Genomic DNA, 24,086 nt, shown 5'->3' with positions numbered 1-24,086 from the left:
CCGGGATACGCCCCTCAGAGCGACGTAGGCACCACCGTGGATCTCGGCAGCTCCCATCGCACGCGGGCTCTCAGGTCTCGCCTGGACGCCGCGCACGGGGTCACGCTGGGTGACCAGCCTCGGGTACCCCGAGACGCTCCCGCGGCGATCATCTTTCTCTCCGGCGCGCCGATTCGCGTGCCCAACGGCTGGAGCGCCGCAGTCAGTCACTCACCGCACGGCGACCTGCTCTACATAAGGGAAAGCAGCGGCCACATGCACGTGCTCACGGTGACCGCTGACGGCGATGTCCGTGCCGTCCTCGGCCTTCCCAAAGATCTTCTCCGAGATCTTGAAATCACCTACCTGCCGAGGCGGACACGATGAGCGGTATTCGGATTGTCAGCGTCGGCGGCAGCATGACGAGTCAGGTCGCGCTCGACAGTGACGTGCTCGTGCTCGACGGCGTGACGCTCGTGCGCGAGAGCACCGGGCGCATCATCCGCCTCGTGGAGCGCGCCGGTCGAGTTCTCGAACCTCCGATGAGCAACCTGGAGTTCCATCACGCGAATTCTCTTTTCGGGGAGCGTGACGGATGACCACGCCGACCCGCGGACCGGGAAAGCCTCGCGCGCTAACGCCGGAGCGGGAGGGCATGGCAGCGACGTTGCGGCGTGCGGGCTACGGCGTCGCGGCGATCTCGGACCTGTTCGGGGTGGCTCCGCGAACCTTGCATGCCGTCTTCCGTCGTGAGGGCATCGAGACAAATCGTGGTCGCCGCCGTCTTACCGCCGGTCAAGAAGCCGAGGTTCGCGCGCTTCGCAGTGAGGGTTGGACGGTCGCTGCCATCGCGGAACGCTTCGGGATTGGCCGGGACACCGTGTACGCCGCGATCCGATGGGCCGCAGGTATGAGCGAGGAATGAGCCAAGACACGATGCTGCATCGTGTCTCAAATCCAAGGATCTGAGACGACCCCGACTCATGCTGGTTCGAGGCTCAGATGGACCTTATTCTCTGACCGAAAGTTGTCTCTGCTACTTGTCTCAGAACTTTCGTACGGGTTACAGTTGAGACATGACCAACTCGAAGAGCTTCGGATACGCACGGGTCTCGACTACCTCGCAGACGAACGACCGCCAGCTCGATGCGCTGACCGGCGCGGGCATCGACCCGGCTGACATCTTCACGGACAAGATCTCCGGTGCCCGTCAGTCTCGCCCCGGCCTGGATGACCTCCTCTCGCGGGTGCGAGCCGGTGACTCGATCACCGTCGGCAGCATGGATCGGTTGGGCAGGTCTGCACTGCATGTGCTGGGCACTCTTGCCGACCTCGAAGAGCGCGGCATCCTCGTCAAGAGCCTGAAGCCGGGCGAAGACTTCAGCGGCGCGACCGGCAAGCTCGTGCGCGCCGTCATGACCCACGTAGCCGAGTGGGAGCGCGCGATGAACGCCGAGCGCGTAGCCGAGGCTCGCGCCGCGAAGGCAGCTCGCGCCAAGGATGGCGAGCAGATCGCGGGCCGACCGATCACGGCCATGACCGCCGAGAACATCAACAAGATCCGCGGGCACAAGGCCAAGGGGCGCACCGTGGCCGAGATCGTGAAGCTGACCGGCGTATCCCGCGCATCCGTATACAGAGCGCTGGCCCAGTAGCGACTAATCCACCTTCTACGCTCAGGGGACCTTCGAGTGCCTCATGACGCATAGCCGCAAAGGCCCTTTGATTGGTGCCCCTCCGTGATGCGCCGGTACCTTCGAACTGAACGAAGGAGACGCTTCTTGTCCGATGGCGCTGACATAGCTCGAAGTGGTGATGCGAGCGAGGGCGATGAGACCCGAGCTCATGACTCGCGCGACGTTGGCGCTGCCCTGAGCATCATCGTGATCGGGACAGTCTCATTGGTTGTTCTCGCCCTCAACGACGGTGACGTCATTGACATTGCTGGATGGTGGAGCACTCTCCCGCGCTGGTGGCTCAACGACGGTTGGCCCTGGGCTAGCGGTTGGCTCACCAGCCCGGGCTTCGGTGGTCTTGCAGCCGTGTTCGCTGCGGCGCTTGCGCTTGCCGGAGCGAGGCATCAGGCCCGACTGAACGCGTGGTGGCAGCGCGTCGAATGGGCGCTTGGACTGTACGTCAAACCGGATGCGGTGGAGCTTGAGCGGCGCGCAGGTGCGGCGGCGCTTGAGTACCTCTCGATGAGTCGGCTCGCCCGGAATGACGAGAAGACCTTTCTCGCGGAGGTCATGCTGGCAGTCACGTTGGATCCGCTCGGCGACGGTCCCGAGCGGGACGATTGGAGTGGCGGAGATGGCGAAGATCCAGAGCCATCAGAGCCATCAGAGCCATCAGAGCCATCAGAGCCATCAGAGCCATCAGAGCCATCAGAGCCATCAGTGCCGTCCACTCCGCCGCCGATCACGCCACAGTTCCGCGCACGGTAGACATTTAGTCGAGAAATGGCGGATACTGGTCTCGCGTAGCAAGAACGGAAACCTTGCGTAACGCGATACGAATGGAGGCCCCGCATGACCAGGACAGAGCTTGAAAAGCGCGTCGGTCGTCGCGCCCCTTCCGACGCGGAGCGTCGAATCGCCGCCCGAGTCGTGGTGAAGGCCAACGCGGGTCGCAAGGTCGAGACGCCCAAGTGGATTAAGGCACTCGCCAAGACCTCTTAGAGCCCAGCGCGCCCCGGCTCTGGGGGCGCTTACTCGTGCCTCACACTCGCCGCCTGCAACGATCATGTTGCAGGCGGCGAGTCGTGTACCGCTGACCCGGGCGGGGAACTAGGCTCCGGGGCAGTAGACACTGCGCTATGCGGAACCCCGGAGCCTAGTTCCCCGCCCGGGTCGTGAAGTATTTTCCCCAGGTCAGGCGCGGTTTTCGAAGTTCAGCTAGGACTGAGCGCGTGGGCCAGAGCCGCCCGCATTCCCTCCGACAGCTCCGAATAGCTCTCCAGCTCTGCCGACACCTCCGCTTCATTCACTAGCGCAGGGAGGGCTACGTGTCGCCGCCCGGGCGACGCCAAATGATGGCCACCGAGGCGGCGGCTGCGGCCTGGCCTCGATGACCTACTCTCCCGCGTGCGCCCGGGGGACTCGATCACAGTGCACAGCTTTGACCGGCTGGGCCGCACCGCCTTGCACGGCTTCCAGACCCTCGCCGAGCTAAAGGATAAGGGCGTCACCGTCTACAGCATGAAGGGCACCGAGCAGCAGTTCTCCGGTGCTACGGGCAAGTTCCTCCGCGACGTGCTGATCCTGGTCGCTGAGCTGGAGCGGTCAATGAATCAAGAGCGCGAAGCAGAGGCACGCGCAGCCAAGGCCGCACGCGCCGAGGCAGGCGAGCAGGTAGCGGGGCGACCGATCACCACCATGACCACCAAGAACATTCGGAAGGTGCGCCACTTGAAGGGCAAGGGCCGCACCGTGGCCGAGATCGTGAAGCTGACGGGGATCTCGCGGGCGTTGGTCCATCGTGCGCTCGCGGACGCCTGACCTTCTAGACGGCCACCAGGATCACAGCACAGACGGGCCAACGTTCCCCCATGCGCGTCACGATATCGACTCCATCAGAGCGGGCCGCGCCGGAGCTCGTGGCTCGTGCTGGGCGACGGATTCAGACCGCACTATCTCGTCGTCTACAGCGCCGCCGTTCGCCGCGAGACGGGGGAGACGCACGTGCTGTATCGGATCGATCAGCATGCGCTGGAGAGGGGGCACCGACGTCCCCTCGCGTGGCTGGAGACCTACGCCGAGGCTGAGGCGTGGTACCGCGAACAGATCGATGCGGAATTGCGAATTGCGGCTGACAATGTGCAAGGCGTCCGCGACGGAGCCGAGATGCTTCTGTGTCCCCGCTTCAGTCGCTGGCGATGACTCGCTCAATCACGCCGTTGCGCATCCATTGAACGACAGTCACCGCGAGGTGGACCACTGCGCTCGTTTCTGCTTCCTCCGGGGGACGACTCTGCGCGCCGCCGTGCCGGTCGGGATTCGGCCACGCCAGACGCGTCATAGCTCCCAAAGTCTCGACGGGACCGAGAACGAAGGCGACGAATTTGACACCCTTCTCCAATTCTGTGGTCACCGTACCAAGTGTCGCGCGAGGGTTGTTGGGCGCAACGACGGGCACCAGTACCGTCTCCATAGCTTTGATGGCGTGGTCCCAGGCGTCTGAGTAGTTTGGCGCTTTGCCGAACATCGCTGACCATGCCTCAGAAAGCTCAAGGCTCGCCTCGTCGCCTGGGCTGATGGCATTCCGATAAGCGGCATCAGCGGTCGGGTCCACGCGCCGAACCAGGCCGCGCCCGTCGTCACGAACTGTCCAGGCGGAGTACGCGTCGCGCAGCGCTTCCTGAAGCTTCCAACCTTCGTTCAGCACCCTCCGCAGGAGAGTTGCGTCGAGGACATCCAGCATGAGTTCGTCATCCCGGCCCACAGCTTCAAGAATCTGTTGCATGACGTTCAGGGATGGGTTGATCCGTATGTCGCACACCAACGCGACAGACATCATCAGGTCCTTGAAGTCAGTCCGTCTCCCTGCACTGCGGTAGCCGAACTGTCCCTCCAACCAATACACGAGCGCCCGCGTCGCAGCGGGGCTGAACGCTTCCGTCAACGAAGGAGCGGCTCGCCGCCCGTCTCGAACAGAAAGGCGCTGCCAATTTCTAGCGTCGCTCAAATCAACTCCTGGAACCTGTCGAGAAGGTATTCGAACAACTGAGGCCCCTCGGCTTTGCGAGCTTCTACAAGCGTCACGAGGTCGTGGTCGTCAAGCGCGATGACGAAGCCTCTGTGGTCGAGCGCGGCGTCTCGGCATCTCGCAATTACCGTCGCTTTGTCGTCAGCATCTCCCCGATAGCAGAGGAAACCGAATTGCCCCCTGAAGGGCGAGAAGCGGCCGGTTAGCTGGTCGAACTCCTCGTTCTTCAACGCCTTGCTGTAGTTCTTGCATTCGATGACGACTTGGCCTGCTGGCACACCACCAGCCGTGTGCAGCCACTGGAAGAACCCGTGTTGCGCTAGGTTCACGTACACGATGTCGATTCGTTTGCGACCACCGTGGATTTTCGACTCGCGCTTGGGCATGTCCAGCCAGGGGTAGAAGAGGGCGTTGAGCAGGTGCTGAACCGCGCGGTGGTAATCGTCGGCGTACTCTCTTCCGGGAGGCACGGCGAGCACAGCAGCGAGAAGCGCGTCCCAGTCGGGCGGCGGAGTACCAATGGCCGAGGCAACATCATCATGTCCTGGAGGTTCGGTCACTCCGGCTTTCGCCTGGCGATAATCCTCCAGTAGCTCCGGCTTTTGGTCTGTCGCCTCGTTGTTCCAGTGCTTACGCGGCTTGGGGTCTCGTTCCAGAATGGACTTCTTGGTGACGTACTTCTCGCCGCGATGCCGCCTGGACGTTCGGCGGCGTACCAAGGTCGAGTGAGCGCTGTCGAGCTCAACCTCTTGGAGGTACGGCAGTACGAAGTGTGAGAGGTAGTCGCCGGGGTCAAACGTTGGTGTTTTTCGCGCAACAGCGAGCGGAACCAGCAGTAGCTTGCCGTTCGGCATTGGAAGTTCCACGTGCTCCGTCACCCATGTCTGAGTGTGGCGGTCCCACATCCAGCCTGAGTCGAGTTGCTGCACCATCGGAATGCCGTAGAAGTTGCAGACATCCTGCGTGAACCGAATCAACTGTCGGCGAATGATGTTGATGGTCATGTCCGAAACGCGATCGTGGCCGATGCCTTCCACGAACAGCACCGTCTCCTGTACCTCGCTCAGGATTCCCGAGATAACGGCCGTGCTCAGACCGAGAGCGTCGTAGATGTCGGTTGCGAGTCCAGTCGCCACACCGCTGCCGCGAGCTTGCGCGCTCGACAGGCCAAGGTGCGCTTCGTTCGATTCGCCAAGGCGTCCGAGGAGATACATCCCTCGCTGGCGGTCACTGGCTCTAACCGCAGCCAGCACTTCGCCGTAGAAGTCTTGAAGCAGGCTGACGCATTCACGCGCCCAATCGCTCTCCATCGTCGTAAACGCGTGAGGGTCTACGAACACTTTGGTGTCGCCCGTCACATCAACGTCTACGAACTCAAGTGACGGCTGCGTCGCCCCAAGGTTGTAGTGCTCTGATACCCGCACGTTCAGCCCCCCGGTCTACTGCGGTCGTTGCTCACATCATGGCGCAACTGAAGCCGAAGCGCCGTTCAGCAGCACCGCCGTCAGTAGAGCGTGAAGGTGCGCTCCTACGTTCAGGGCTTGCGCGTGACAGGCCCAGCGCCTGATGCCGAGGTGCTCTCGAATCTGTGATCGGGGTGTGGTCGCGCCTAGCCCGGCTGACCATCAGACGGTCGCGGCGCGCCCTCACCCTTAGCCTGAAAGACCTTGTCAACCTTCTCGCGCAGGGACTCCGGGATCTTGCTGTAGAGATTCGCGACCTTATTCGGTTTCGCAATCTTGGCTTCCACAAGATCGTTGATCGCCTCGAAGATCAGCTCCACTATCTCGGTCTCGCCTGGGTCCAAGACCAAGACGAGCACGTCGTCGGGCTCGTCGTCGCCGACGTGCAGGGAAGCGTTTCCAGCGATACGAACAATGGTCAACATCTGACCCACGGGGTCCGGTACCTCAGGGATGATGCGCTCGATCCGAAGAGCGAGACTCACGTTTCCTGCATCGGGATCGAGCGTGCGAAGAACCCGTTCGAGAGCAGCACGCGCAAGCGCCGCCCCCGCTCTCCGCGAGATTCCGACGACCTCTCGCGCTTCCTCGTACAGAGCCTTAGCCTCAGGCGGCATGCTCGGATGTGGAATCGGCGCAGCCCCCGAGGCGGGGAAGACCATCCGGTCCCCGCGCCACACCGAAGCTTCACCGCAGCGCGCACACGTCGCAGCGGTCCATCTCCCGTCTGCGAACTCCGAGTCGGAGAACGGCACGAGACCACGGCCTTCTTCCATCGGCCCATAGAGACTAGCCCACCACTGGTTCGCGAAGGCTCCGCATCGCGGGCAATCAAACCCGTCGTTCCCCTGAACCGGCACGCGGCTGTCGGGTGTTGATCCGTCGCTCACACCATGACCATAGCGGTGCGGTGCGGCTAGACATCGGCCCGCGGGCTCGTGTTTCCTCGACGTGTGGAGAGCGGTCTCGGCCGTTCCGGATGGGGCTAGAGTCGCCGCATGTTCTTACCCCCGCTCGACACCAACGTGCCCGACGCGGCTCCGGGTGACCCTGACCCGCTGGACCGTCCGCTTTGCCGCACGTGCAGCGTGGAAATGGAGGTCGCGGGCACCCCGGAACGGCCTTATTGGGCATGCGCACAGTGCGGCGCGGCACGCCTGGGATAGGACCGTCGATACCCTGACCGGATGAACCGGGGTGAATGGGAGGCGCTGTCGAAACAGTTCCTCCACCATCGCATCTATGGCGAGACCACAATCGAGACGTACGGAACGGCGCTCCGAACATTCATCGACTGGTGCGAGGCGTCGGGCGTCGATCCCGAGACAGCGACCGAGGCGGACATCGCCAACTATCAAGGGGCTTTGCGGAGCAGGCTGAAAGAGGCCACGGTTACGACCCGCCTGAAGGTCTTGCGGACCGCTTACGCGTACCTGATGCGCGTAGGCCGTCTCAGCTTCAATCCCGTCGCCGCGATGAAGATCGTAGAGGCGGTGTCGCCCGATAGAGACGTCCTCTCGTTCGAGGAGCTAGCTAGAGTCTGGGACGTCAGCGAGGGCATTGAGCGAGTCGTGGTCGGACTCCTGGCGCTGTGTGGGCTAACGCGCAATGAGGTGCGCACGGCCCGCGCCGCAGATGTACACCAGCGCGCCGGGGTAACGGTCTTGTCTGTCGGCAAGCGTTCCGGCCCTCAGCACCTTGGCTACGTGGCATTGCCCGAGGTGCTGGTGACGGAGATCGAGAATTACCTCAAGGGCAGACGTACCGGGATGCTCGTAAAGCCACACCGGAGCACGGCGAAAGAAGCCTCTCTAACCTTCTTCAACAAGCTCGTGAACCGTGTGACGGAGCGCGCGGGCATCAAGACCCGCCTAACGTCGTCCAGCCTGACTAGCTCGCTGTTGTCACTCGCGCTGGAGTATCGATTCAGCTACTTGAGCGTGATGCGCTCGGCATCCCGCGGCACGCCGTCATCGAAGATGGCCCTTCTGCGCAATGTGGACATACCTCCCGAGGAGCACGCATCGATGAGGCTGGGGCGCATGCTCTCCGTTCGTACCTCAGAGGATGAGCAAATGTTGTTGCAGGCACGCACCCTCCTCGCTGACCGCTCACAGCATCCGGCCACGGTGGTGATGGTGGCAGGCGCGGCGCTGGAGCGCGTGCTCCGCGAGACCTGCGAGGCGCTGGAGATCGCAATCACGGTGAGAGAGCCGGGCATCGGGATCTACGTGAGCAAACTGCGAGAGCGTGGGGTGATCTCGAATGAGGAGCTAAACACGTTGACGGGCGTCGGCATTCAGCGCAATGACGCAGCGCACGGATGGTTCGACAAGATCAGCGATGCTGACGCCGAGGCCGTAGTGAAGGAGACGCGGGCGCTCATCAGCAAACTGCGCTCTTTAGCGATACCCGAACCTCTCTAGTGCACGTCAGACCCTGGACCTAAGCTGTCCACCTGGCCGGAGAGAGGGACCGGTCGAGGTGCGAGTGATTCAGGTGGCGACCCGCTCATGGTTGGTGCTGGGGGAGACCTTTCAGCCGCGGTACCTCGTCGTCTACAGCGCTGCTGTCCACCGCGAGACGGGCGAGACGCACATGCTCTACCGGATTGATCAGCACGCCCTGGAGAGGGACCACAGATGCCCGCTCGCCTGGGTTGAGACCTATGTCGAGGCTGAGGCGTGGTGCCGGGAGCAGATCGAGACCCCGAACCTGGACGCTCCGATCCGCGACGGGTACGGCAGTGCCATCACCCCGGACATGCAGCGCGAAAGGTGGGCCGCTGGGCTCGACCCGCGAACAGGCAAACCCCGCTAGTAAGGATCGGGGTAGCTGTGTCCGTACGGTACTGACCCCCGACTGTTCCCGTGACAAACGAACTGCAATGCAGCCTGTTGTGACGCGTTGTCCGCCGAAGGGAGGACAGACACGACCATTTCGGCCTCGTATCGTTGCCGTTCGGACGGGAATAACGACTAGCGGGGGGCTGCAATGGTCGCATACTCAGTCGATGCGGAGACCTTGCGAAGTACAGCGGACAAGATGCAGGGCGTCCGCGACGGTGCAACGAAGGCCGACGACCCAGAGGGCGGGGATTGGGGTAACGCGGCGCTGGCACAGGCGACATCCGCACTGACGGCAAAGATGAACGAGACGTGGGCAGCTCGTACCGAAGAGTTGGACGAGATCGTCTCGCGGCTTCGGTCCACAGCAGACCTCTACGAGCGAGCCGACCGCGAGTCAGTTCCGCAAGTGACTGAGGCTGATTGATGGCCGAACTTGGCCAGACGACCGACCCCGTTGCCCTGGTACCCGGATCTCCATCGCACGTTTACTCGTCCGCGACGACATGGCGCGGTGGAGCCGACACGGCGACGGCGACCGCGGAGGGCATTCGTGGTATCGCGTCCCCTGAGGGGTGGACGGGCGACGCAGCAACTGCGTTCGCTGGACGACGAGACGCTGCCGCCACGGCATGGGACGAGCTGGCTGGCACGCTGCGCTCAGGAGCGGACGCGGCAGACGCGTACGCGCAAACGCTGGGATGGGCGCAGCAGAAGGCAGGCGATGCGATCTCGATGTGGCAGAGCGCGCAGGCGCAGACCCTCGATTCGCTGAATCTCGCGAAAATGCAGGAGCGCCTCGCGAAACCTACCGACATCATTCCCCCCGTGGTGGATGCGGGAGCTGGCCTACGGGTTGAGGCGCAAGCCCTTCTCGCTTACGCACGGGAAGAAGTTGCGACGGCTGGCGCTGCCGCCACGGACGCAGTGAGGGCGGCTGGAGACATCGCGCCCCCGCCACCTGATCCGTGGCTGGTTGCAGGAACCGTCGCAGGGATGCTGGTCGAGATTCAAATCACCCAGGCGTACAACTCACTCGCCTTACTCGTGAACGCCACGGCATCCCTCGGTAACGCTCTCATTCAGCATCCCGAGACCCTGCTCGCCATCCTCGCGGGTGGAGGGATGATGCTGGGCGGCAGCGGCATGACCGTCGGTGGCGGCGGATTGACCCTGACCGGAGCTGGGGCAGCACCAGGGATACCGCTGGCCGCGTCCGGGATCGGCGTGGTGGGTGCGGGGGCAGCTCTCGCAGGCGGAGGCCTCGTCGCCGCGGGACTCCACGGGGCGTTCGATAGCCGCGTGGAAGTCATGCAGCAGCGAGGCGTTGATCGAGGCGACGGGCGGGACGACCTTGGCCATTTCGCGCCCGCCCAGAATTCGAAGCCCTGGGTCGATAAGGAGGCGCAGGGCATCAAGCAAATCGAGACCGAGGAAGGAGTGACCGTGATACGCGACAAGGTTATTGCGCGCGTCGAAGGAGGCAACCCGAACGGGCGCTACTTCGACGGACTCATCAAGAACGAAGATGGGACCTACACGGCGGTCGAGGTGAAGAGCGGCTCGGCGGTGAAAGATCAGAATCAGCGAACCTTCGATGACATTGTTAACGGCGGGACTCCCGCCACCGCGACGGTGAACGGTGAGAAGATCCGCATCGTTGAAGTGATCCTGAGGGAAGTGCCATGAGCGGCGAGTTCGTGTACGAGTTCGATGCGGCTGGCCGCACCACGATGCTTCCGGGGTCGCCGCGTTTGAAGTCGCTCGCCTTCCGACTTCCGACTCTCCTCGGCCAGCCAGGGAGATCCACGCTGAGCGTGTGGCGTCTCGCCCCTGGGCAGCACCTGTTTGATGTGACCCCCGAGACGATGCCCTCGACTTTCTTGCAAGCCGCCGGTACTGCTGAGGCAATGTCCATCGAATGGCGTCGAGTGGACGACGACGGCGTTGAGAGGCTCTACACCCTGGGGCACGGTGGTTCACGTCGTGGTGCACCAACCGTCGAGATCGCGTTTCAAGGCGGCGCGCACTCCGTGTGGGTGTATCCCGACGAGGTCTTTCAGGCCGACGAAGCCGGAGAAATTCTCCTTCGCTACTTCGAGACTCAAACGGTCCCAGGCAAGTACGTCTTGCGAGAATTCGACCTCACTTGGCCGAAGCCGTGACGCTTTCGTTCGACAGTGGTCGGCACGAGCAGCTCCTCTCCAGCCTGCACGCCGCGACTGACGCTCTGGGGACGGAACTCGACGCACTGGATGACGCGGTCGAGAAACTGCGCGGCGGATGGGACGGCGCAGCGCACGAGGCATATGACTCAGCGCAAGTCGAGTGGTCAGCCGCACTGAAGGCCATGCATCACCTCCTGCGGGAAGCAGACGAAGGCGCTGCCATCGCGGGATCGACCCTGAGACAAGTCGAGGCCAGCGCACTGACAATCTGGTCCTAGTTGGTTGAGGCTCAGGTCGTCGTCATGGAGGCTCTTGGCTGAGGTCATGCCTTCACCCAGAACGGGACCATGGAGGTGGCGGCGTGCTTCTCGGCGCGCTCCTTGGATGCGTGCTGGTACCGCATGGCCACAGCCACAGACAGGTGACCCCCGAACTCCATCAAGTCTTTGAGGGTCACCTCCGGCTGGCGGGCGTACGCCGTCAACGCCGTGTGTCGGAGATCGTGAAGGTGCATCTCGGGGAGTCCGGCCTTCTCGCGGATGACCTCGAATCGCCTTTCAGCGCCATCCACCGACAGGCGACCATTGCGGCTGTGACGGAAGATCGGCCCCTCACCGTCCGTACCCTCCAGGAGGCTCTCCAGGGCGTCCTGGACCCACCTGGGCATCGCGATGGTACGGGTGTGCTTCTCGCCGGTCTTCGTCCCCGGCAGGATGCCGAACGGCGTCCAGTGCTTGGTTACCGGGATCTTGGATTCCAGGAGATCGAGGTCTTCCCAGTCAAGTGCCACCAGCTCACCGATCCGGAGTGCGGTCCCTCGAAGGACGGCGATCATGGCCTTCATCTGCTGCGACTCGGCGGCGGCGTGAATCTTCTCGACGTCGTCGTCCTCGAAGGTCGGGCGGTCCTTCGCCCCGTTGTCGCTGGCGTTTCTGATGCGGCAGGGATTGCGCTGGATCAGCTCGTCGTCCAGGGCTACCTCAAAGACTTGGTGCATCCACCAGTAGAGGGTGTGCCGTTGCGCCGGGGTCGAGCTGTGCGCGTTCCACCAATCGCGGATCTGGTTCGGGGTGATCTCCTCGATGAACTGGTCCCCGAAGGTGCTGTTGAGCGTCGCCACGTGGCCCAGGCGCTTCCGATAAGAGGAGATCTTGTAGCCGCCCGGCTCTCCCGGTCGTCGTGTAGCCAGGTGGGCCTCAGCGAAGAGATCGAACCGGGTGCGGGTGGCCTCGATCTCCTTCTTCTTCTTCTTCTTCATGCCCTGCTCTGCGACCAGCTCTGCCAGCTTCAGTGCCGCTGCCTTCTTAACCTTCCGGTCTGTCGGTCCCGGTGCTGTGACGCTGTGACGCTTGCCCGTATGTGGGTCGGTGACGCGCTGACGCCAGTTCCCGCTGGCGAGGCGAACTGCTTTCTCCACTTTGATTCCCCGTCCTGTTGGTCGTGATACGCGGCAGGAGGACGGGTCATAAACCCTCTGGAAGTGGAGCAACTTTGGACACGGCTGGCCACAAGCGACTGCGTGCCCTACTCCCGACTGGAGTAGTGAGAATCGTGATCGTTCCCGACTGGAGCGATCACGCCCGCTGAGGCGTAGGCAGTCGTAGCCTGGCATCATGCATGATCACGCCGGCGGAGGGATTCGCGGCGCGAGCAACCGTCGGCTGCTCGCGCTCTCGCTCGGCATCACGAGCGTCGTCATGCTCGTGCAGATCGTCGGAGCGATCCTTTCCGGGTCGCTCGCGCTGCTGGCCGACGCCGTGCACATGTTCACGGATGCTGCAGCCCTCGTCATCGCTCTCATCGCGGGCGCGGTCGCGGCCCGGCCGGCGAACGACCGCCGCACATTCGGCTACCAGCGCGCCGAGGTCTTCGGCGCCCTCGTCAACGGCGTCATCCTGCTCGTGCTCGCCACGGGCATCGCGGTGGAGGGCGTCCGCCGACTGATGGAGCCCGCCCAGGCCGAGGTCGCGGGTGGGCTGATGCTCGGGGTCGCCGCCGTCGGTCTCGTCGCGAACGCGGTGGCCATGTGGCTGCTGAGTGCGGCCCAGCGTCGGAGCATCAACGTGCGCGGCGCCTACCTCGAGGTGCTGGGAGACCTACTGGGCTCCGCCGCGGTCATCGTCGCGGCCATCGTCATCCTCGCCACCGGGTGGGTGCAGGCCGACGCGGTCGCGTCCCTCCTCATTGCCGCCCTCATCGTGCCGCGCGCGTTCGGGCTGCTGCGCGAAGTGGCCTCGGTGCTCAGCGAGGGGGCCCCCAGCGGCACCCACGTGCAAGAGATCCGCGAGCACATCCTCTCCACGCCCGGAGTGGTCGACGTGCATGACGTGCACGTCTGGCAACTCACCCGCGGCGCCCCGGTGATGAGCGCGCACGTCGTCGTCGCGGACGGCGACCTCGACACCGGCGAGGCCGCCGGCATCCTCGCCCGTCTGCAGAACTGTCTCGCGCAGCACTTCGACGTCGAGCACTCCACGTTCCAGCTCGAGCCCGCGGGGCACGTCGAGCACGACGACGCGCGTCACGCCTGAGCTGACTCAGGACTCGCGCACGACCTCGGCGGGGTTCTTGTCGGGGCGGAGGCCCCGCCACCGAGCCTGCCGCAGGATGCCGCCGGGAGTGAACTCCGCGAACTCGACCTCACCGACGAGCTGCGGGCGCACCCAGAGGGCGTCGGAGGCATCCGCTCGGGGAACGTCGACGAACGGCACCTCGTCGGTGCGCAGCGGCGTCAGCACCGACTCGAGATGGCGCAGGGTGGATTCGCTGAACCCCGACCCCACCCGGCCCGCGTACGCCAGCCCGTCGGCGCCGGGAACGCCCACCAGCAGCGAGCCGATCGAGCCGCGCCGCCCGCCCTTGCCGGGGCGGATGCCGCCGATCACGACCTCCTGCACGTGGGTGAGTTTGACCTTGAGCCACTCGTCGGAGCGCACCCCGCGCCGGTAGCGCGATCGCGGATCCTTCACCATCACGCCCTCGAGGCCGAAGCGCGCCGAGGTGTCGAGCGCGGCGTCCAGGTCGTCGAAGACCGGCGGCAGCACCACGACCGGGGGGACCTCGGCGACCAAGGACTCGAGGATGCTGCGGCGTTCGTCGAGCGGCAGGTCGCCCAGATCGCGGACGGCGTGCGCGAGCACGTCGAAGAGGTAGAGCTTCACCGGGGTACGCGGCGCCTCGCGGGCGATCTCGCGCGGCTTGGCGAGGTTCATGCGGGCCTGCAGCAGCGGGAAGCTCGGCCGGCCGGTCTCATCGAGCGCGACGATCTCGCCGTCCACGACGGCCGGCTCCGGGCCGAGGCGGAGGTCGACGCCCGACAGCTCGGGGTACTTCGCCGTGATGTCGTTGCCACTGCGGGCGCGCAGCAGCATCCGCGAACCGTCCCAGATGCCGATCGCGCGCACTCCGTCCCACTTCATCTCCACCCACGGGTGCCCGTCGATCTGCCAGCGACGGGCGGCTTCGGCGGCCATGCCGGGGGTCGCGGAGGTGGCGAGCATCGGCGCGAGCTCCGACGCCGTCGGGGGTGGCGCGGAGTGGTCCGCGCCGTCTTCGTCGGGCACGTCCCGGTCGGGCGTGACCTCGTCGAGCGGCACGACGGGCTGACCCTCGCGCTGGGGGCGGCCGGCAGCATCCGTCTTCATCCGATGCAGCAGCCAGGTCGACTTCGGCCCCGAACCGTCGGTGCGGATGAGCACGAGCCGCACGCGCCCGAGCGCGCCGCCGGGGCGACCGTCGAGGGTGAAGATGATCTCGTCGTCACGCCACTTCTCCAGCTCGTAGCGGCCCTCGTCCCAGATGGTCATGGTGCCGGCGCCGTACTCGCCGGTGGGGATCGTGCCCGAGAACTCCGCGTACTGCATCGGATGGTCCTCGGTCTGCACCGCGAGGGTGTTGCGCCCGCTCGAGGAGGGGATGCCCTTGGGCACCGCCCAACTCGCCAGCACCCCGTCGCGCTCGAGCCGGAGGTCCCAGTGCAGCCGGGAGGCGTGATGCTCCTGGATGACGAAGCGCGGGAGACCCTCGGATGCTGTCGCGCCCAGCGGGTTCTGCGGTACCGGCTCGGGAGTCTTCCCGGCGGAGCGCATCGCGATGTACTCGCTCAATGGTCCGGAATCGGCGTGGCGCGCGCCGGCGTGGAAGCCGAGCGCGTCGAGCGGATCGCCGATCGTGGCCGCCCGCTCCAGCACCTCCCCGAACAGCAGGTGGCGGAGGTCGGGGTCGTCGAGCTCTTCCCACGTGCGGGGCGCGGCCACGGTGGGAAGCAGCCGACCGCGCAGCGAGTAGGGGGCGATCGTGGTCTTGGCGCCGTTGTTCTGGCTCCAGTCGATGAACACGCGCCCCGGGCGCACCGCCTTGGCCATCTGGCTCACGACGAGGTCGGGGTGATCGGCCTCGATCGCGCGGGCGAGTTCCTTCGCGAAGAAGGTGATGGCCTCGCTCGATTGCTCGCCCGTGAGCGGCGCGTAGAGGTGGATGCCTTTGCTGCCGCTCGTGACGGGGAGGGCGTCCATCCCCATGTCGCTGAGGATCGCCCGTGCCCACCGCGCCACCTCGGCGCACTCGGCCAGGCCGATGCCCGGGCCGGGGTCGAGATCGAGCACGAGCCGGTCGGCCGGACCGCGCGCGCCATCGGCGGTGAAGCGCCACTGCGGCACATGCAGTTCGAGGCTGGCGACCTGGGCGAGGTAGACGAGGGTGGCGCGCTCGGTGACGAGGGGATAGTCCTTCGCGCCCGTGGAGTGGTCGATAGGACGCCGGAGGATCCACGAGGGTGCGCCGGGTTCGAGGTCTTTCGCGAAGAACGACATGCCCGGGTGCTTTTCGGTGCCCACGCCGTCGGGCCATCGCTTGCGGGTGACCGGGCGCCCGGTGACGTGCGGGATCAGCACAGGCGCGATGCGGCTGTAGTAGTCGATCACCTCGCCCTTGGTCGTGCCCGTCTCGGGGTAGAGCACCTTGTCGAGGTTGGTGATGCGCAGGCGGCGGCCGTCGATGCGCACCGTCTGCTCGCCTCCGGCCATGTCACCACGGTAGTGCGCCAGCATCCGCCCCTCTCCGTCCCGCGCCCGGGCACAACTTCGGAGGTTCTGCCCGACCGCCCGCCCGCGCCCCGCACAACTTCGGAGGTTCTGCCCGACCACCCGCCCGCGCCCCGCACAACGTCGGAGGTTCTGCCCGGCGGGCCGGCCGGGGACGGCTCGGATGCGGCAGACCGACGGGTTCCTCCGAAGTTGTGCGCGTCCGTGGTGGGGGTGTTCCGAAGTTGTGCGCGTCCGTGGACGGGATGTTCCGAAGTCGTGCGGGAGGCGAGCCGCCCGGACGAACACGGCACCGCGCGCGCAAGGGGATAGCCGTGACGGGTGTGGCTGCTGTTCACTGGGTCTATGAGGGCGATATGGAAGGGCGCGCTGACGTTCGGGCTCGTGAACGTTCCGGTCAAGGTGTACTCCGCGACCGAAGACCACGACGTCTCGTTGCATCAGGTGCACAACAAGGACGGCGGGCGCATCCGTTACCAGCGGATCTGCGAGATCGACGGCGAGGTCGTGCCGTTCCCCGATATCGACAAGGCCTTCGACGACGGCGAGCAGACGGTCGTGCTGACCAAGGCCGACTTCGACTCCCTGCCGTCGGAGAAGAGCCGCGAGATCGACGTCGTCGAGTTCGTGCCGACCGAGCAGGTCGACCCGCTGACGTTCGACCGTGCCTACTACCTCGAGCCCGACTCGACCTCACCCAAGGCCTACGTGCTGCTGCGAAAGACCCTCGAGCAGAGCGACCGCATCGCGATCGTGCGGTTCTCGCTGCGCCAGAAGACGCGACTCGCGGCGCTGCGCGTGCGCGGCGAGGTGCTCGTGCTGCAGACCCTGCTCTGGGCCGACGAGGTGCGCGAGGCCGCGTTCCCCGCTCTCGATGAGAGCGTGCGGATCTCGGCGAAGGAGCTCGAGATGTCAGCATCCCTCGTCGAGAGCTTCTCGAAGGACTTCGATCCGGAGGAGTTCACCGACGACTACCAGGCCGAGCTGCGCACGCTCATCGAGGCGAAGCTCGAGCAGGGCGACGCCGTCGACACCGCCGCCACCTTCGGCGAGCAGGAGGAAGCGGCCGAGGGCGGCGAGGTCATCGACCTCATGGAGGCGCTGCGTGCGAGCGTCGAGCGCAGCCGTGCGGCCCGCGAGGGGACGGATGCTCAGACCGAACCCGCCAAGGAGCCGGCCGCGAAGAAGCCCGCTACGAAGAAGCCGGCCGCGAAGAAGACCGCGAAGGCCTCCTGAGGCCGGTCAGGCCTTCGGGGTCTCGCCGTCGGCGGGCCGGCCGTTCTCGAGCACGTCCTCGTCGAGCACGAGCGCCGCGGCCTCGGCCTTGTCGGTCTCGGGCGAACCACCGTGCGGCGCCTTCTTGGCGTGGGCGCGCTCGCGGAAGTAGTGGAAGCCGACGAAGAGCACGGTCCCGGCGACGGCGGCGAGCAGGATGACGTCGATGTACTCGGTCACGAAGTCGCGGATCGGCGGGATGAGTCCGATCCCGTAGCCGAACACCGTCAGCCCGAAGCCCCAGAGCAGGGCACCGACCAGGTTGTAGAGGGTGTACTTCCACTTGTTCATGTGGCCGACGCCGGCCGCGATCGGCGCGAAGGTGCGGACGACCGGCACGAAGCGGGCCAGGATCACGGTGAGGGCGCCGAAGCGCTCGAAGAACGCGTTGGTGCGCTCGACGTTCTTCACGCTGAAGATGCCGGATTCTTTGCGCTCGAAGATCGCGGGGCCGGCCTTGTGGCCGATGAGGTACCCGACCTCGCCGCCGACGAAGGCCGCGAGCCCGATCAGCAGGGCCACCACCCACACGTTGAGCCCGAACACGCCGTTCGGCGCGGCGGCGCTCGGGTGCGAGAGCAGTCCGGCGATGACGAGCAGGGTGTCGCCCGGCAGCAGGAAGCCGATCAGCAGACCGGTCTCGGCGAAGATGATGAGGCAGACCACGAGCAGGGCCCAGGGGCCGGCCGCCGCGATGATCGTCTCGGGGTCGAGCCAGGGGATGAGCGCGGAGTGCTGAATCACGGAACTCTCAATGGTCAGTTGAAGGTGGAAGCGGTGGTCCTCAGAAGCGGTGTCGGCAGACCCCGTGCGGAAGGTGGGACTTGAACCCACACGCCCGAAGGCACAGGAACCTAAATCCTGCGTGTCTGCCGATTTCACCACTCCCGCTGGTGCGATCAGTCTAGGTGAGCGGGTGGTCGGCTACCTGGAAGAAACGGGGTGGACAACAGGGGTCACCGGGCGTAGGAGCGGATGCTGCCGACTCGGGCTGTGGACAACGCGACGCACGCCGCCGCGGGTGTTGCGAAGATGCTCGCGTGAGTCTCGCCGCCGCACCCACGTCCGCCACCGCGGCCGTGGTGGAGCGCGTGCGGGAGCGTCTGCGCGTCGAGCAGGCCGACGTCGCCCGCGACCCCGACCACGCGAAGCGGGTGGCCTACAGCGAGGTACGCAAGCACAACGACTACGCCCTCGCCCGCGGTCTCGCACCCGTCGATGATGAGGCCGGGTGCGTGCGCGACGTGCTCGCCCAGGTCACCGGGTACGGCCCTCTCCAGCCCTACCTCGACGATCCAACGGTCGAGGAGGTCTGGCTGAACGCCCCCGATCGGGTCTTCGTCTCGCGAGGCGGGGCGGCCGAACGGGTGCCGCTGGTGCTCACGGACGCCATCGTGCGCGACCTGGTCGAACGGATGCTGCATTCGAGCGGCCGTCGGGTGGACCTCTCACAGCCGTTCGTGGACGCCTCCCTTCCGGACGGCAGCAGGCTTCACGTCGTGATCCCCGACATCACCCGCCGCCACTGGGCCGTGAACGTGCGGAAGTTCCTTCCCTCGTTCCGCGATGTCGAGCGTCTCGTGCAGAGCGGCTCGCTCGCGCCGGAGGCAGCAACGCTGCTGACCAACGGAATGCGCGGGGGGCGCAGCATCCTCGTTTCCGGAGCGACGCACGCGGGAAAGACCACCCTCCTCGCGGCGCTCGTCTCGGCGGCGGCACCCGGCCAGCGGATCATCACGGTCGAGGAGACGTTCGAACTCGCGATCGACGCCGCCGACGTGGTCGCGATGCAAGGTCGCCAGCCGAGCCTCGAGGGCACCGGGGAGGTGTCGCTGCGGCGGCTGGTGAAAGAGGCGTTGCGCATGCGGCCCGACCGACTCGTCGTGGGGGAGGTGCGTGACGCCGAAGCCCTCGACCTGCTGCTCGCGTTGAACACCGGGGTTCCGGGCGCGGCGACGATCCACGCGAACTCCGCGGCGGAGGCCCTCGCGAAACTCGCCGCGCTGCCGCTCCTGGCCGGACGCAACATCGACGCCGCCTTCGTGCTGTCCGCGGTCGCACGGTCAGTCGACCTCGTCGCCCATTGCGTGCGCGACGACAGCGGTCGACGACGCGTCGCCGAGATCGTCACCCCCACCGGGCGTCTGCTCGGGGACGCGGCCGAGGTGCGCGTTCTGTACCGGGCGGGCAGACGATGACGGTGGTGCTCGGAGCGGTGTTGGCGGCTGGGGTGCTGCTGGTGGTGTCGCCCTGGCTCTGGCCGGAGGGGTTCACCCGCCCGCGCGGGGCGCCCGACGGTCCGCTCGTCCGGCTCCTCGCGGCCGCGGGTTTCGCGAGCGTTCGGCCGCGGGTGGTCATCGTGCTGTCGCTGGTCTGCGCGATCGTGGCAGCGTCGGTCACCTGGCTCGCCACGGGTGTGCCGATCCTCGCAGCGATAGCGGCGGTGGCCGCCGCGGCGACGCCCATCGGGTGGCTGCGCGCCCGCCGCACCCGACTGCTGCGCTCCCGGCGAGGGCTGTGGCCCGATGTCTGCGACCTGTTGATCGCCTCGGTGCGCGCGGGGATGTCGCTCCCCGACTCGGTGGCGAGTCTCGCCGCATCCGCGCCACCGCCGCTCCGCCCGGCTTTCGCCGCGTTCGGGCGGGACATCCGAGCATCCGGTCATTTCGATTCCAGCGCTCTCCGCCTCAAGACCGCGCTGTCCGATCCGGTCGCCGACCGCATCATCGAGACCCTGCGCATGGCCCGCCAGGTCGGGGGCACCGAGCTCACCACCGTGCTGCGAGCGCTCGCCGGATCCGTTCGGGCCGACGCGACGCTGCGCGGCGAGGTGGAGGCCCGGCAGTCGTGGACGCGGGGAGCGGCCGTGCTCGGGGTGGTCGCCCCGTGGGTCATCCTCACGCTCCTGGCTCTGCGCCCGGAAGGCGCCCGCGCCTACAGCAGCCCCGAGGGCGTGGGGCTGATCCTGGCCGGGGCCGTGCTGTCGGTCGTGGCCTTTCGCGTGATGCTGCGGATCGGCCGCCTCCCCGAACCCCGGCGGTGGTTCGGGTGACGCCGGGGATGCTGACCGAATCCGCGTTCGCCGTCGTCATCGGCTGCGCGTTCGGCCTCGGCGTGTGCCTCCTGCTCTCGCTCGCACCGCGGGTCAGCGCGCCGTCGCTCTCGCGGCGGATCGCCCCGTACATCCGCGACGTGATCGACCCGCAGGGCCTGGGGCCGGTGCTGTCCCCGGTCTCGGGCATGCGCGACGTGGCCCGCGAGGTGCTCACCGCCGCCGCGCGCCTGTTCGGGGGCGCCGATGCCCTGCAGCGTCGCCTCGATCGGGCCGGATGGGGGAGGGATGCTGCGGCGTTCCGCTCGCGTCAATTGCTTTGGGGTCTTGCCGGACTCGCGGCGGGAGGGCTCGTGCTGGTGGCACTGGCGGTGGTGGGCGCCTTCACGCCTGTAGCGGCACTGCTCCCGCCGATCGCCGCGGTCGCCGCCGCCGTCCTCTTCGACGCGCGGTTGAGTGCAGCGGCGCGTGCTCGCGCTCGCCGGGTGGAGGAGGAGCTGCCGACGGTGCTCGACTTCCTCGCGCTCTGCCTCGCCGCGGGGGAGGGCATCCTCGACTCGCTGCGCCGGGTCGGCGAACTCGGCTCGGGAGAGCTCACCGGAGAGATCCGCACCGTGGTGCTCGCCGTGGGCACCGGGTCACCCCTTCCCGACGCGCTGACGGCGATGAGCCGGCGCGTGCAGATCCCCGCCGTCTCTCGCTCGGTCGACCAGGTGGTGGCGGCGCTCGACCGCGGCGCACCGCTCGCGCTCGTGCTGCAGGCGCAGGCCAGCGACGCGCGCGAAGACGCCAAGCGCACCCTGATCGAACAGGCCGGGCGCAAGGAGATCCTGATGCTCCTGCCCCTGGTGTTCCTGATCCTGCCGCTGAGCGTGCTGTTCGCTGTTTTTCCCGGGGTGTTCCTACTCCGGCTCGGAATCGGATGACCGGCCAGAAGAAGGAGGAGACATGACGGAGTCGCGAGGACGCCGACTGCGCACCGCGTGGGGAGAGGCGCTCGAGGACGAGCGCGGTGATGTGCCTGGCTGGGTACTGATCACGCTGATGACCGCGGGGCTGGTGGTCGTGATCTGGGCGCTCGCGGGCCCTGCGTTGGCCCAGTTGTTCGAGCAGGCGATCTCCCGCGTCGCGGGCCTGTAGCGTGCGCACCCTCCGCCGCGCGCTGAGCGATGACACCGGCTCGAGCCCGGTCGAGTTCGTGCTCGTCGGCGGATTGCTGACACTGCTGACCTTCGCGGTGCTGCAGCTCGCGCTCGCGATCTACGTGCGCAACGTCGTGCACGACGCGGCGGTGGAGGGGGCGTTCCACGCGGCGCTCGCGGACACGAGCCTCGAGGAGGGCGTCGCGCGCACCCGCGAGATGGTCGGGCGAGCGGTGTCGGAGTCGTACGCCGAAGACGTCTCGATCGTCGAGACGACCGAGGCGGGGGTCCCCTCGGTGCGGGTGACGGTGCGGGCGACGCTGCCGCTCATCGGCCTGCTCGGAGCGCCCCGCGCGATGGAGGTGAACGCCCATGCCCCAGTGGAGTCGTTCGAATGACCGGTCCGGCCGAGCCCTCGACGATGCGGGCTCGGCCGCGATCGAATTCATCTTCGTCGGACTCATCCTGCTCGTGCCCATCGTGTACCTCGTCATCACGCTGGGAGCAGTGCAGCACCAGGCGCTGGGCGCGGAGTCGGGCGCGCGCCACATCGCCCGCGCGGTCGCGGCATCCGAAGACGCGGCCGACGCCGACCTCCGTGCCCAGCAGGTGATGGCGGCTGTCGCGGCCGAGTACGACTTCGACCCGGGAGCCTCCGCGGTGGAGGTGACCTGCACCGGAATGACGTCGGGCTGCCCGCAGGCGGGGGCGACGGTCGTGGTCACCGTGCGCACCGATGTCGCTCTGCCGCTCGTGCCGCCGATCCTCGGGCTCGATCACCTGGCCCGGATCCCGGTCGAGGCGACGGCGGTGCAGAAGGTGTCGCGCTTCTGGGGAGCGGAATGAGACGACGGATGCTGAAGGACGAGGGGAGCGTGATGCTGCTGACCCTCGGTTACGCGGTGCTCGCCCTTTCGCTCGTGTTCGTGTGTGCCAACGCGACCAGCCTGTATCTCGCGCAGAAGCACCTCGACAGCGTGGCGGATGCTGCCGCCCTGGCGGGTGCGGACGGCTTCACCCTGACGGTGGCCGACGGCGGAGCGCTCGCTCAGCTCACCGACGGTCAGGTCCGGGCGCAGGCAGCAGAGATCGTCGAGGTCGTGGGGGAGGACGTCACCCTCTCGTCGGCGTCGACACCCGACGGGGTTTCGGCACGGGTGACCGTCTCGGGAGTGTGGCACCCGCCGATCGCATCGCTGTTCGTTCCCGACGGGGTGCCGCTCAGCTCGACCGCGACCAGCCGGACGGCCCTCGTGGGGTGAGACTCGGGCACCCCTGATCGGAACGGGTACTCCTACACCTTTGCGGCTGTCATCGCCACCACCGCCCTCACCCGGTGCGCCGGTACATAGCCTGGAAACGCACCCCCGGAAAGGACCCCCATGAAGCAGCGAAAAATCGGCGACCGCAGCGTATCGGCGATCGGCCTGGGCGGAATGCCCATGTCGATCGAAGGTCGCCCGGAGCGCAAGCGCTCCATCGACACGGTTCACGCCGCGCTCGACGCGGGAGTGACCCTGATCGACACGGCCGACGCCTACCAGCTCGAGGCGGCCGAAGTCGGACACAACGAAGAACTGATCGCCGAGGCGCTCCGCAGCTACTCCGGCGACACGTCGGGCGTCCTCGTGGCGACGAAGGGCGGACACCTCCGGCCCGGTGACGGCAGCTGGACGCTGAACGGCCGCCCCGAGTACCTGAAGGAAGCGGCCAAGGCCTCGGCCCGCCGGCTCGGCGTCGACGCGATCGGCCTCTATCAGTTCCACCGCCCCGACCCCCAGGTGGATTACGCCGACTCGATCGGCGCGATCCGCGACCTGCTCGACGAGGGCCTCATTCAGATGGCAGGCATCTCGAATGCCGACGTCGCGCAGATCAACCTCGCGAACGAGATCCTCGGTGGTCGGCTGGTGTCGGTGCAGAACCAGTTCTCGCCCGCGTTCCGCTCGAGCCTGTCGGAGCTCGAGCACACCGCATCGCTCGGCCTCGCCTTCCTTCCGTGGTCGCCGCTCGGCGGCATCAAGAAGGCAGGCGAGCTCGGTGGCGAGCACGAGGCGTTCCAGCTCGTCGCCGATGCCCGGGGCGTCAGCCCCCAGCAGATCACGCTCGCGTGGGAGCTCGCGCTCTCGCCGAGCGTCATCCCGATCCCCGGCGCCTCGCGCCCGACGAGCATCGAGGACTCCGTCCTCGCCGCCGACATCGAGCTGACGACCGAAGAGCTCGAAGCGCTCATGGCGTCCTGACACGTCGCGCAGTGCGGCCCCGCGGCATCCTCTGAACGGATGCTGCGGGGCCGTTGCACGTCGTGACCCGGACGAGTCGACCACTCGCACTGCGGCCCGTGACGCCGGCGGGTGACCACGGTGAACCAGCACTGACCTTTCGGCTAGGCGCACACTGTGCCGCGGAGGGGGG

The 24,086-nt window shown here is 66.7% G+C and carries 27 protein-coding genes and 1 tRNA gene; 21 read left to right on the top strand and 7 right to left on the bottom strand.

The window, feature by feature from the left end; translation table 11 throughout:
• Positions 1–36: 36 nt before the first annotated feature.
• The 5 genes from ACFXP5_RS04080 to ACFXP5_RS04060 all read left to right on the top strand — a co-directional run bounded on the left by ACFXP5_RS04080 (position 37) and on the right by ACFXP5_RS04060 (position 3,476).
• Entirely contained in the window at positions 37–366 is a 330-nt protein-coding gene (locus ACFXP5_RS04080; protein ID WP_394543606.1) for a hypothetical protein, read from the top strand.
• Positions 363–578 carry a hypothetical protein gene (locus ACFXP5_RS04075; protein ID WP_394543605.1) on the top strand — a complete coding sequence of 72 codons (216 nt, stop codon included), beginning with the start codon at positions 363–365 and terminating at the stop codon, positions 576–578. The genes ACFXP5_RS04080 and ACFXP5_RS04075 overlap by 4 nt, the downstream gene beginning before the upstream one ends.
• A 56-nt stretch (positions 579–634) precedes the next feature.
• Positions 635–904 (top strand): helix-turn-helix domain-containing protein, encoded by a 270-nt coding sequence (locus ACFXP5_RS04070; protein ID WP_394543604.1) that lies wholly within the window; start codon positions 635–637, stop codon positions 902–904.
• A 151-nt stretch (positions 905–1,055) separates the two neighbouring features.
• Positions 1,056–1,634, top strand: coding sequence for a recombinase family protein (locus tag ACFXP5_RS04065; RefSeq protein ID WP_394543603.1), 579 nt, complete (start codon positions 1,056–1,058; stop codon positions 1,632–1,634).
• 1,395 nt (positions 1,635–3,029) lie between these two features.
• Positions 3,030–3,476 carry a recombinase family protein gene (locus ACFXP5_RS04060; protein WP_394544175.1) on the top strand — a complete coding sequence of 149 codons (447 nt, stop codon included), beginning with the start codon at positions 3,030–3,032 and terminating at the stop codon, positions 3,474–3,476.
• 364 nt (positions 3,477–3,840) lie between these two features.
• Here the strand turns inward: ACFXP5_RS04060 and ACFXP5_RS04055 are convergent, their stop codons facing one another.
• The 3 genes from ACFXP5_RS04055 to ACFXP5_RS04045 form a co-directional block, all read right to left on the bottom strand.
• Entirely contained in the window at positions 3,841–4,491 is a 651-nt protein-coding gene (locus tag ACFXP5_RS04055) for a hypothetical protein (RefSeq protein WP_394543602.1), read from the bottom strand.
• Positions 4,492–4,658: 167 nt separating this feature from the next.
• Entirely contained in the window at positions 4,659–6,041 is a 1,383-nt protein-coding gene (locus tag ACFXP5_RS04050; RefSeq protein WP_394543601.1) for a hypothetical protein, read from the bottom strand.
• Positions 6,042–6,292: 251 nt separating this feature from the next.
• Positions 6,293–7,036 (bottom strand): DUF4145 domain-containing protein, encoded by a 744-nt coding sequence (locus ACFXP5_RS04045; protein ID WP_394543600.1) that lies wholly within the window; start codon positions 7,034–7,036, stop codon positions 6,293–6,295.
• A 297-nt stretch (positions 7,037–7,333) separates the two neighbouring features.
• On the opposite strand from ACFXP5_RS04045, the gene ACFXP5_RS04040 reads away from it, so the two are divergent.
• From ACFXP5_RS04040 to ACFXP5_RS04015, 6 genes are all read left to right on the top strand, one after another.
• Complete coding sequence (locus ACFXP5_RS04040; protein ID WP_394543599.1) at positions 7,334–8,572, top strand: tyrosine-type recombinase/integrase; 1,239 nt, start codon at positions 7,334–7,336, stop codon at positions 8,570–8,572.
• Positions 8,573–8,645: 73 nt separating this feature from the next.
• Complete coding sequence (locus tag ACFXP5_RS04035) at positions 8,646–8,966, top strand: hypothetical protein (RefSeq protein WP_394543598.1); 321 nt, start codon at positions 8,646–8,648, stop codon at positions 8,964–8,966.
• Positions 8,967–9,140: 174 nt separating this feature from the next.
• On the top strand, positions 9,141–9,419 hold the full coding sequence (locus ACFXP5_RS04030; RefSeq protein WP_394543597.1) for a hypothetical protein: 279 nt from the start codon (positions 9,141–9,143) through the stop codon (positions 9,417–9,419).
• The gene (locus tag ACFXP5_RS04025; protein WP_394543596.1) at positions 9,419–10,681 is read left to right on the top strand and encodes a WXG100 family type VII secretion target; all 1,263 of its coding nucleotides are present in this window, start codon (positions 9,419–9,421) and stop codon (positions 10,679–10,681) included. Before ACFXP5_RS04030 ends, ACFXP5_RS04025 begins: the two co-directional genes overlap by 1 nt.
• The gene (locus tag ACFXP5_RS04020) at positions 10,678–11,157 is read left to right on the top strand and encodes a hypothetical protein (RefSeq protein ID WP_394543595.1); all 480 of its coding nucleotides are present in this window, start codon (positions 10,678–10,680) and stop codon (positions 11,155–11,157) included. The genes ACFXP5_RS04025 and ACFXP5_RS04020 overlap by 4 nt, the downstream gene beginning before the upstream one ends.
• Entirely contained in the window at positions 11,142–11,438 is a 297-nt protein-coding gene (locus ACFXP5_RS04015; RefSeq protein ID WP_394543594.1) for a WXG100 family type VII secretion target, read from the top strand. The genes ACFXP5_RS04020 and ACFXP5_RS04015 overlap by 16 nt, the downstream gene beginning before the upstream one ends.
• Positions 11,439–11,482: 44 nt before the next feature.
• On the opposite strand, the gene ACFXP5_RS04010 is transcribed toward ACFXP5_RS04015, so the two are convergent.
• Positions 11,483–12,577 carry a tyrosine-type recombinase/integrase gene (locus tag ACFXP5_RS04010; protein WP_394543593.1) on the bottom strand — a complete coding sequence of 365 codons (1,095 nt, stop codon included), beginning with the start codon at positions 12,575–12,577 and terminating at the stop codon, positions 11,483–11,485.
• A 196-nt stretch (positions 12,578–12,773) separates the two neighbouring features.
• On the opposite strand from ACFXP5_RS04010, the gene ACFXP5_RS04005 reads away from it, so the two are divergent.
• Positions 12,774–13,691: a cation diffusion facilitator family transporter gene (locus tag ACFXP5_RS04005; protein ID WP_394543592.1), complete on the top strand. Its 918-nt coding sequence runs from the start codon at positions 12,774–12,776 to the stop codon at positions 13,689–13,691.
• Between the two features lie 6 nt (positions 13,692–13,697).
• On the opposite strand, the gene ACFXP5_RS04000 is transcribed toward ACFXP5_RS04005, so the two are convergent.
• Positions 13,698–16,184 carry an ATP-dependent DNA ligase gene (locus tag ACFXP5_RS04000; protein WP_394543591.1) on the bottom strand — a complete coding sequence of 829 codons (2,487 nt, stop codon included), beginning with the start codon at positions 16,182–16,184 and terminating at the stop codon, positions 13,698–13,700.
• Between the two features lie 363 nt (positions 16,185–16,547).
• On the opposite strand from ACFXP5_RS04000, the gene ku reads away from it, so the two are divergent.
• Positions 16,548–17,438: a non-homologous end joining protein Ku gene (gene ku / locus ACFXP5_RS03995; protein ID WP_394543590.1), complete on the top strand. Its 891-nt coding sequence runs from the start codon at positions 16,548–16,550 to the stop codon at positions 17,436–17,438.
• Between the two features lie 6 nt (positions 17,439–17,444).
• Here ku and ACFXP5_RS03990 read toward each other — a convergent pair whose 3' ends face one another.
• Together ACFXP5_RS03990 and ACFXP5_RS03985 are read right to left on the bottom strand one after the other, a co-directional pair.
• Positions 17,445–18,221: a DedA family protein gene (locus ACFXP5_RS03990; RefSeq protein ID WP_394543589.1), complete on the bottom strand. Its 777-nt coding sequence runs from the start codon at positions 18,219–18,221 to the stop codon at positions 17,445–17,447.
• 65 nt (positions 18,222–18,286) lie between these two features.
• Positions 18,287–18,368 (bottom strand) — tRNA-Leu (locus tag ACFXP5_RS03985).
• A gap of 149 nt (positions 18,369–18,517) precedes the next feature.
• Between ACFXP5_RS03985 and ACFXP5_RS03980 the strand changes: the two genes are divergently transcribed.
• The 8 genes from ACFXP5_RS03980 to ACFXP5_RS03945 all read left to right on the top strand — a co-directional run bounded on the left by ACFXP5_RS03980 (position 18,518) and on the right by ACFXP5_RS03945 (position 23,914).
• Positions 18,518–19,675, top strand: coding sequence for a TadA family conjugal transfer-associated ATPase (locus ACFXP5_RS03980; RefSeq protein ID WP_394543588.1), 1,158 nt, complete (start codon positions 18,518–18,520; stop codon positions 19,673–19,675).
• Entirely contained in the window at positions 19,672–20,529 is an 858-nt protein-coding gene (locus tag ACFXP5_RS03975) for a type II secretion system F family protein (protein WP_394543587.1), read from the top strand. The genes ACFXP5_RS03980 and ACFXP5_RS03975 overlap by 4 nt, the downstream gene beginning before the upstream one ends.
• An 8-nt stretch (positions 20,530–20,537) precedes the next feature.
• Positions 20,538–21,455 carry a type II secretion system F family protein gene (locus ACFXP5_RS03970; protein WP_394543586.1) on the top strand — a complete coding sequence of 306 codons (918 nt, stop codon included), beginning with the start codon at positions 20,538–20,540 and terminating at the stop codon, positions 21,453–21,455.
• A gap of 22 nt (positions 21,456–21,477) precedes the next feature.
• Positions 21,478–21,669, top strand: coding sequence for a hypothetical protein (locus ACFXP5_RS03965; protein WP_394527114.1), 192 nt, complete (start codon positions 21,478–21,480; stop codon positions 21,667–21,669).
• Position 21,670: 1 nt separating this feature from the next.
• Positions 21,671–22,069 (top strand): TadE/TadG family type IV pilus assembly protein, encoded by a 399-nt coding sequence (locus ACFXP5_RS03960; RefSeq protein ID WP_394543584.1) that lies wholly within the window; start codon positions 21,671–21,673, stop codon positions 22,067–22,069.
• Entirely contained in the window at positions 22,044–22,517 is a 474-nt protein-coding gene (locus ACFXP5_RS03955; protein ID WP_394543583.1) for a TadE family protein, read from the top strand. Before ACFXP5_RS03960 ends, ACFXP5_RS03955 begins: the two co-directional genes overlap by 26 nt.
• A gap of 8 nt (positions 22,518–22,525) precedes the next feature.
• Complete coding sequence (locus tag ACFXP5_RS03950) at positions 22,526–22,933, top strand: pilus assembly protein TadG-related protein (protein ID WP_394543582.1); 408 nt, start codon at positions 22,526–22,528, stop codon at positions 22,931–22,933.
• A 120-nt stretch (positions 22,934–23,053) separates the two neighbouring features.
• Positions 23,054–23,914, top strand: a complete 861-nt coding sequence (locus tag ACFXP5_RS03945; RefSeq protein ID WP_394543581.1) for an aldo/keto reductase — start codon at positions 23,054–23,056, stop codon at positions 23,912–23,914.
• The last annotated feature ends 172 nt before the right edge of the window (positions 23,915–24,086 follow it).

This window comes from Microbacterium hanjuni, assembly GCF_043556395.1.
GTDB lineage: Bacteria > Actinomycetota > Actinomycetes > Actinomycetales > Microbacteriaceae > Microbacterium.
Note: the sequence above shows the minus strand (reverse complement) of the source record. Positions and strands in the feature narration are given on the sequence as shown.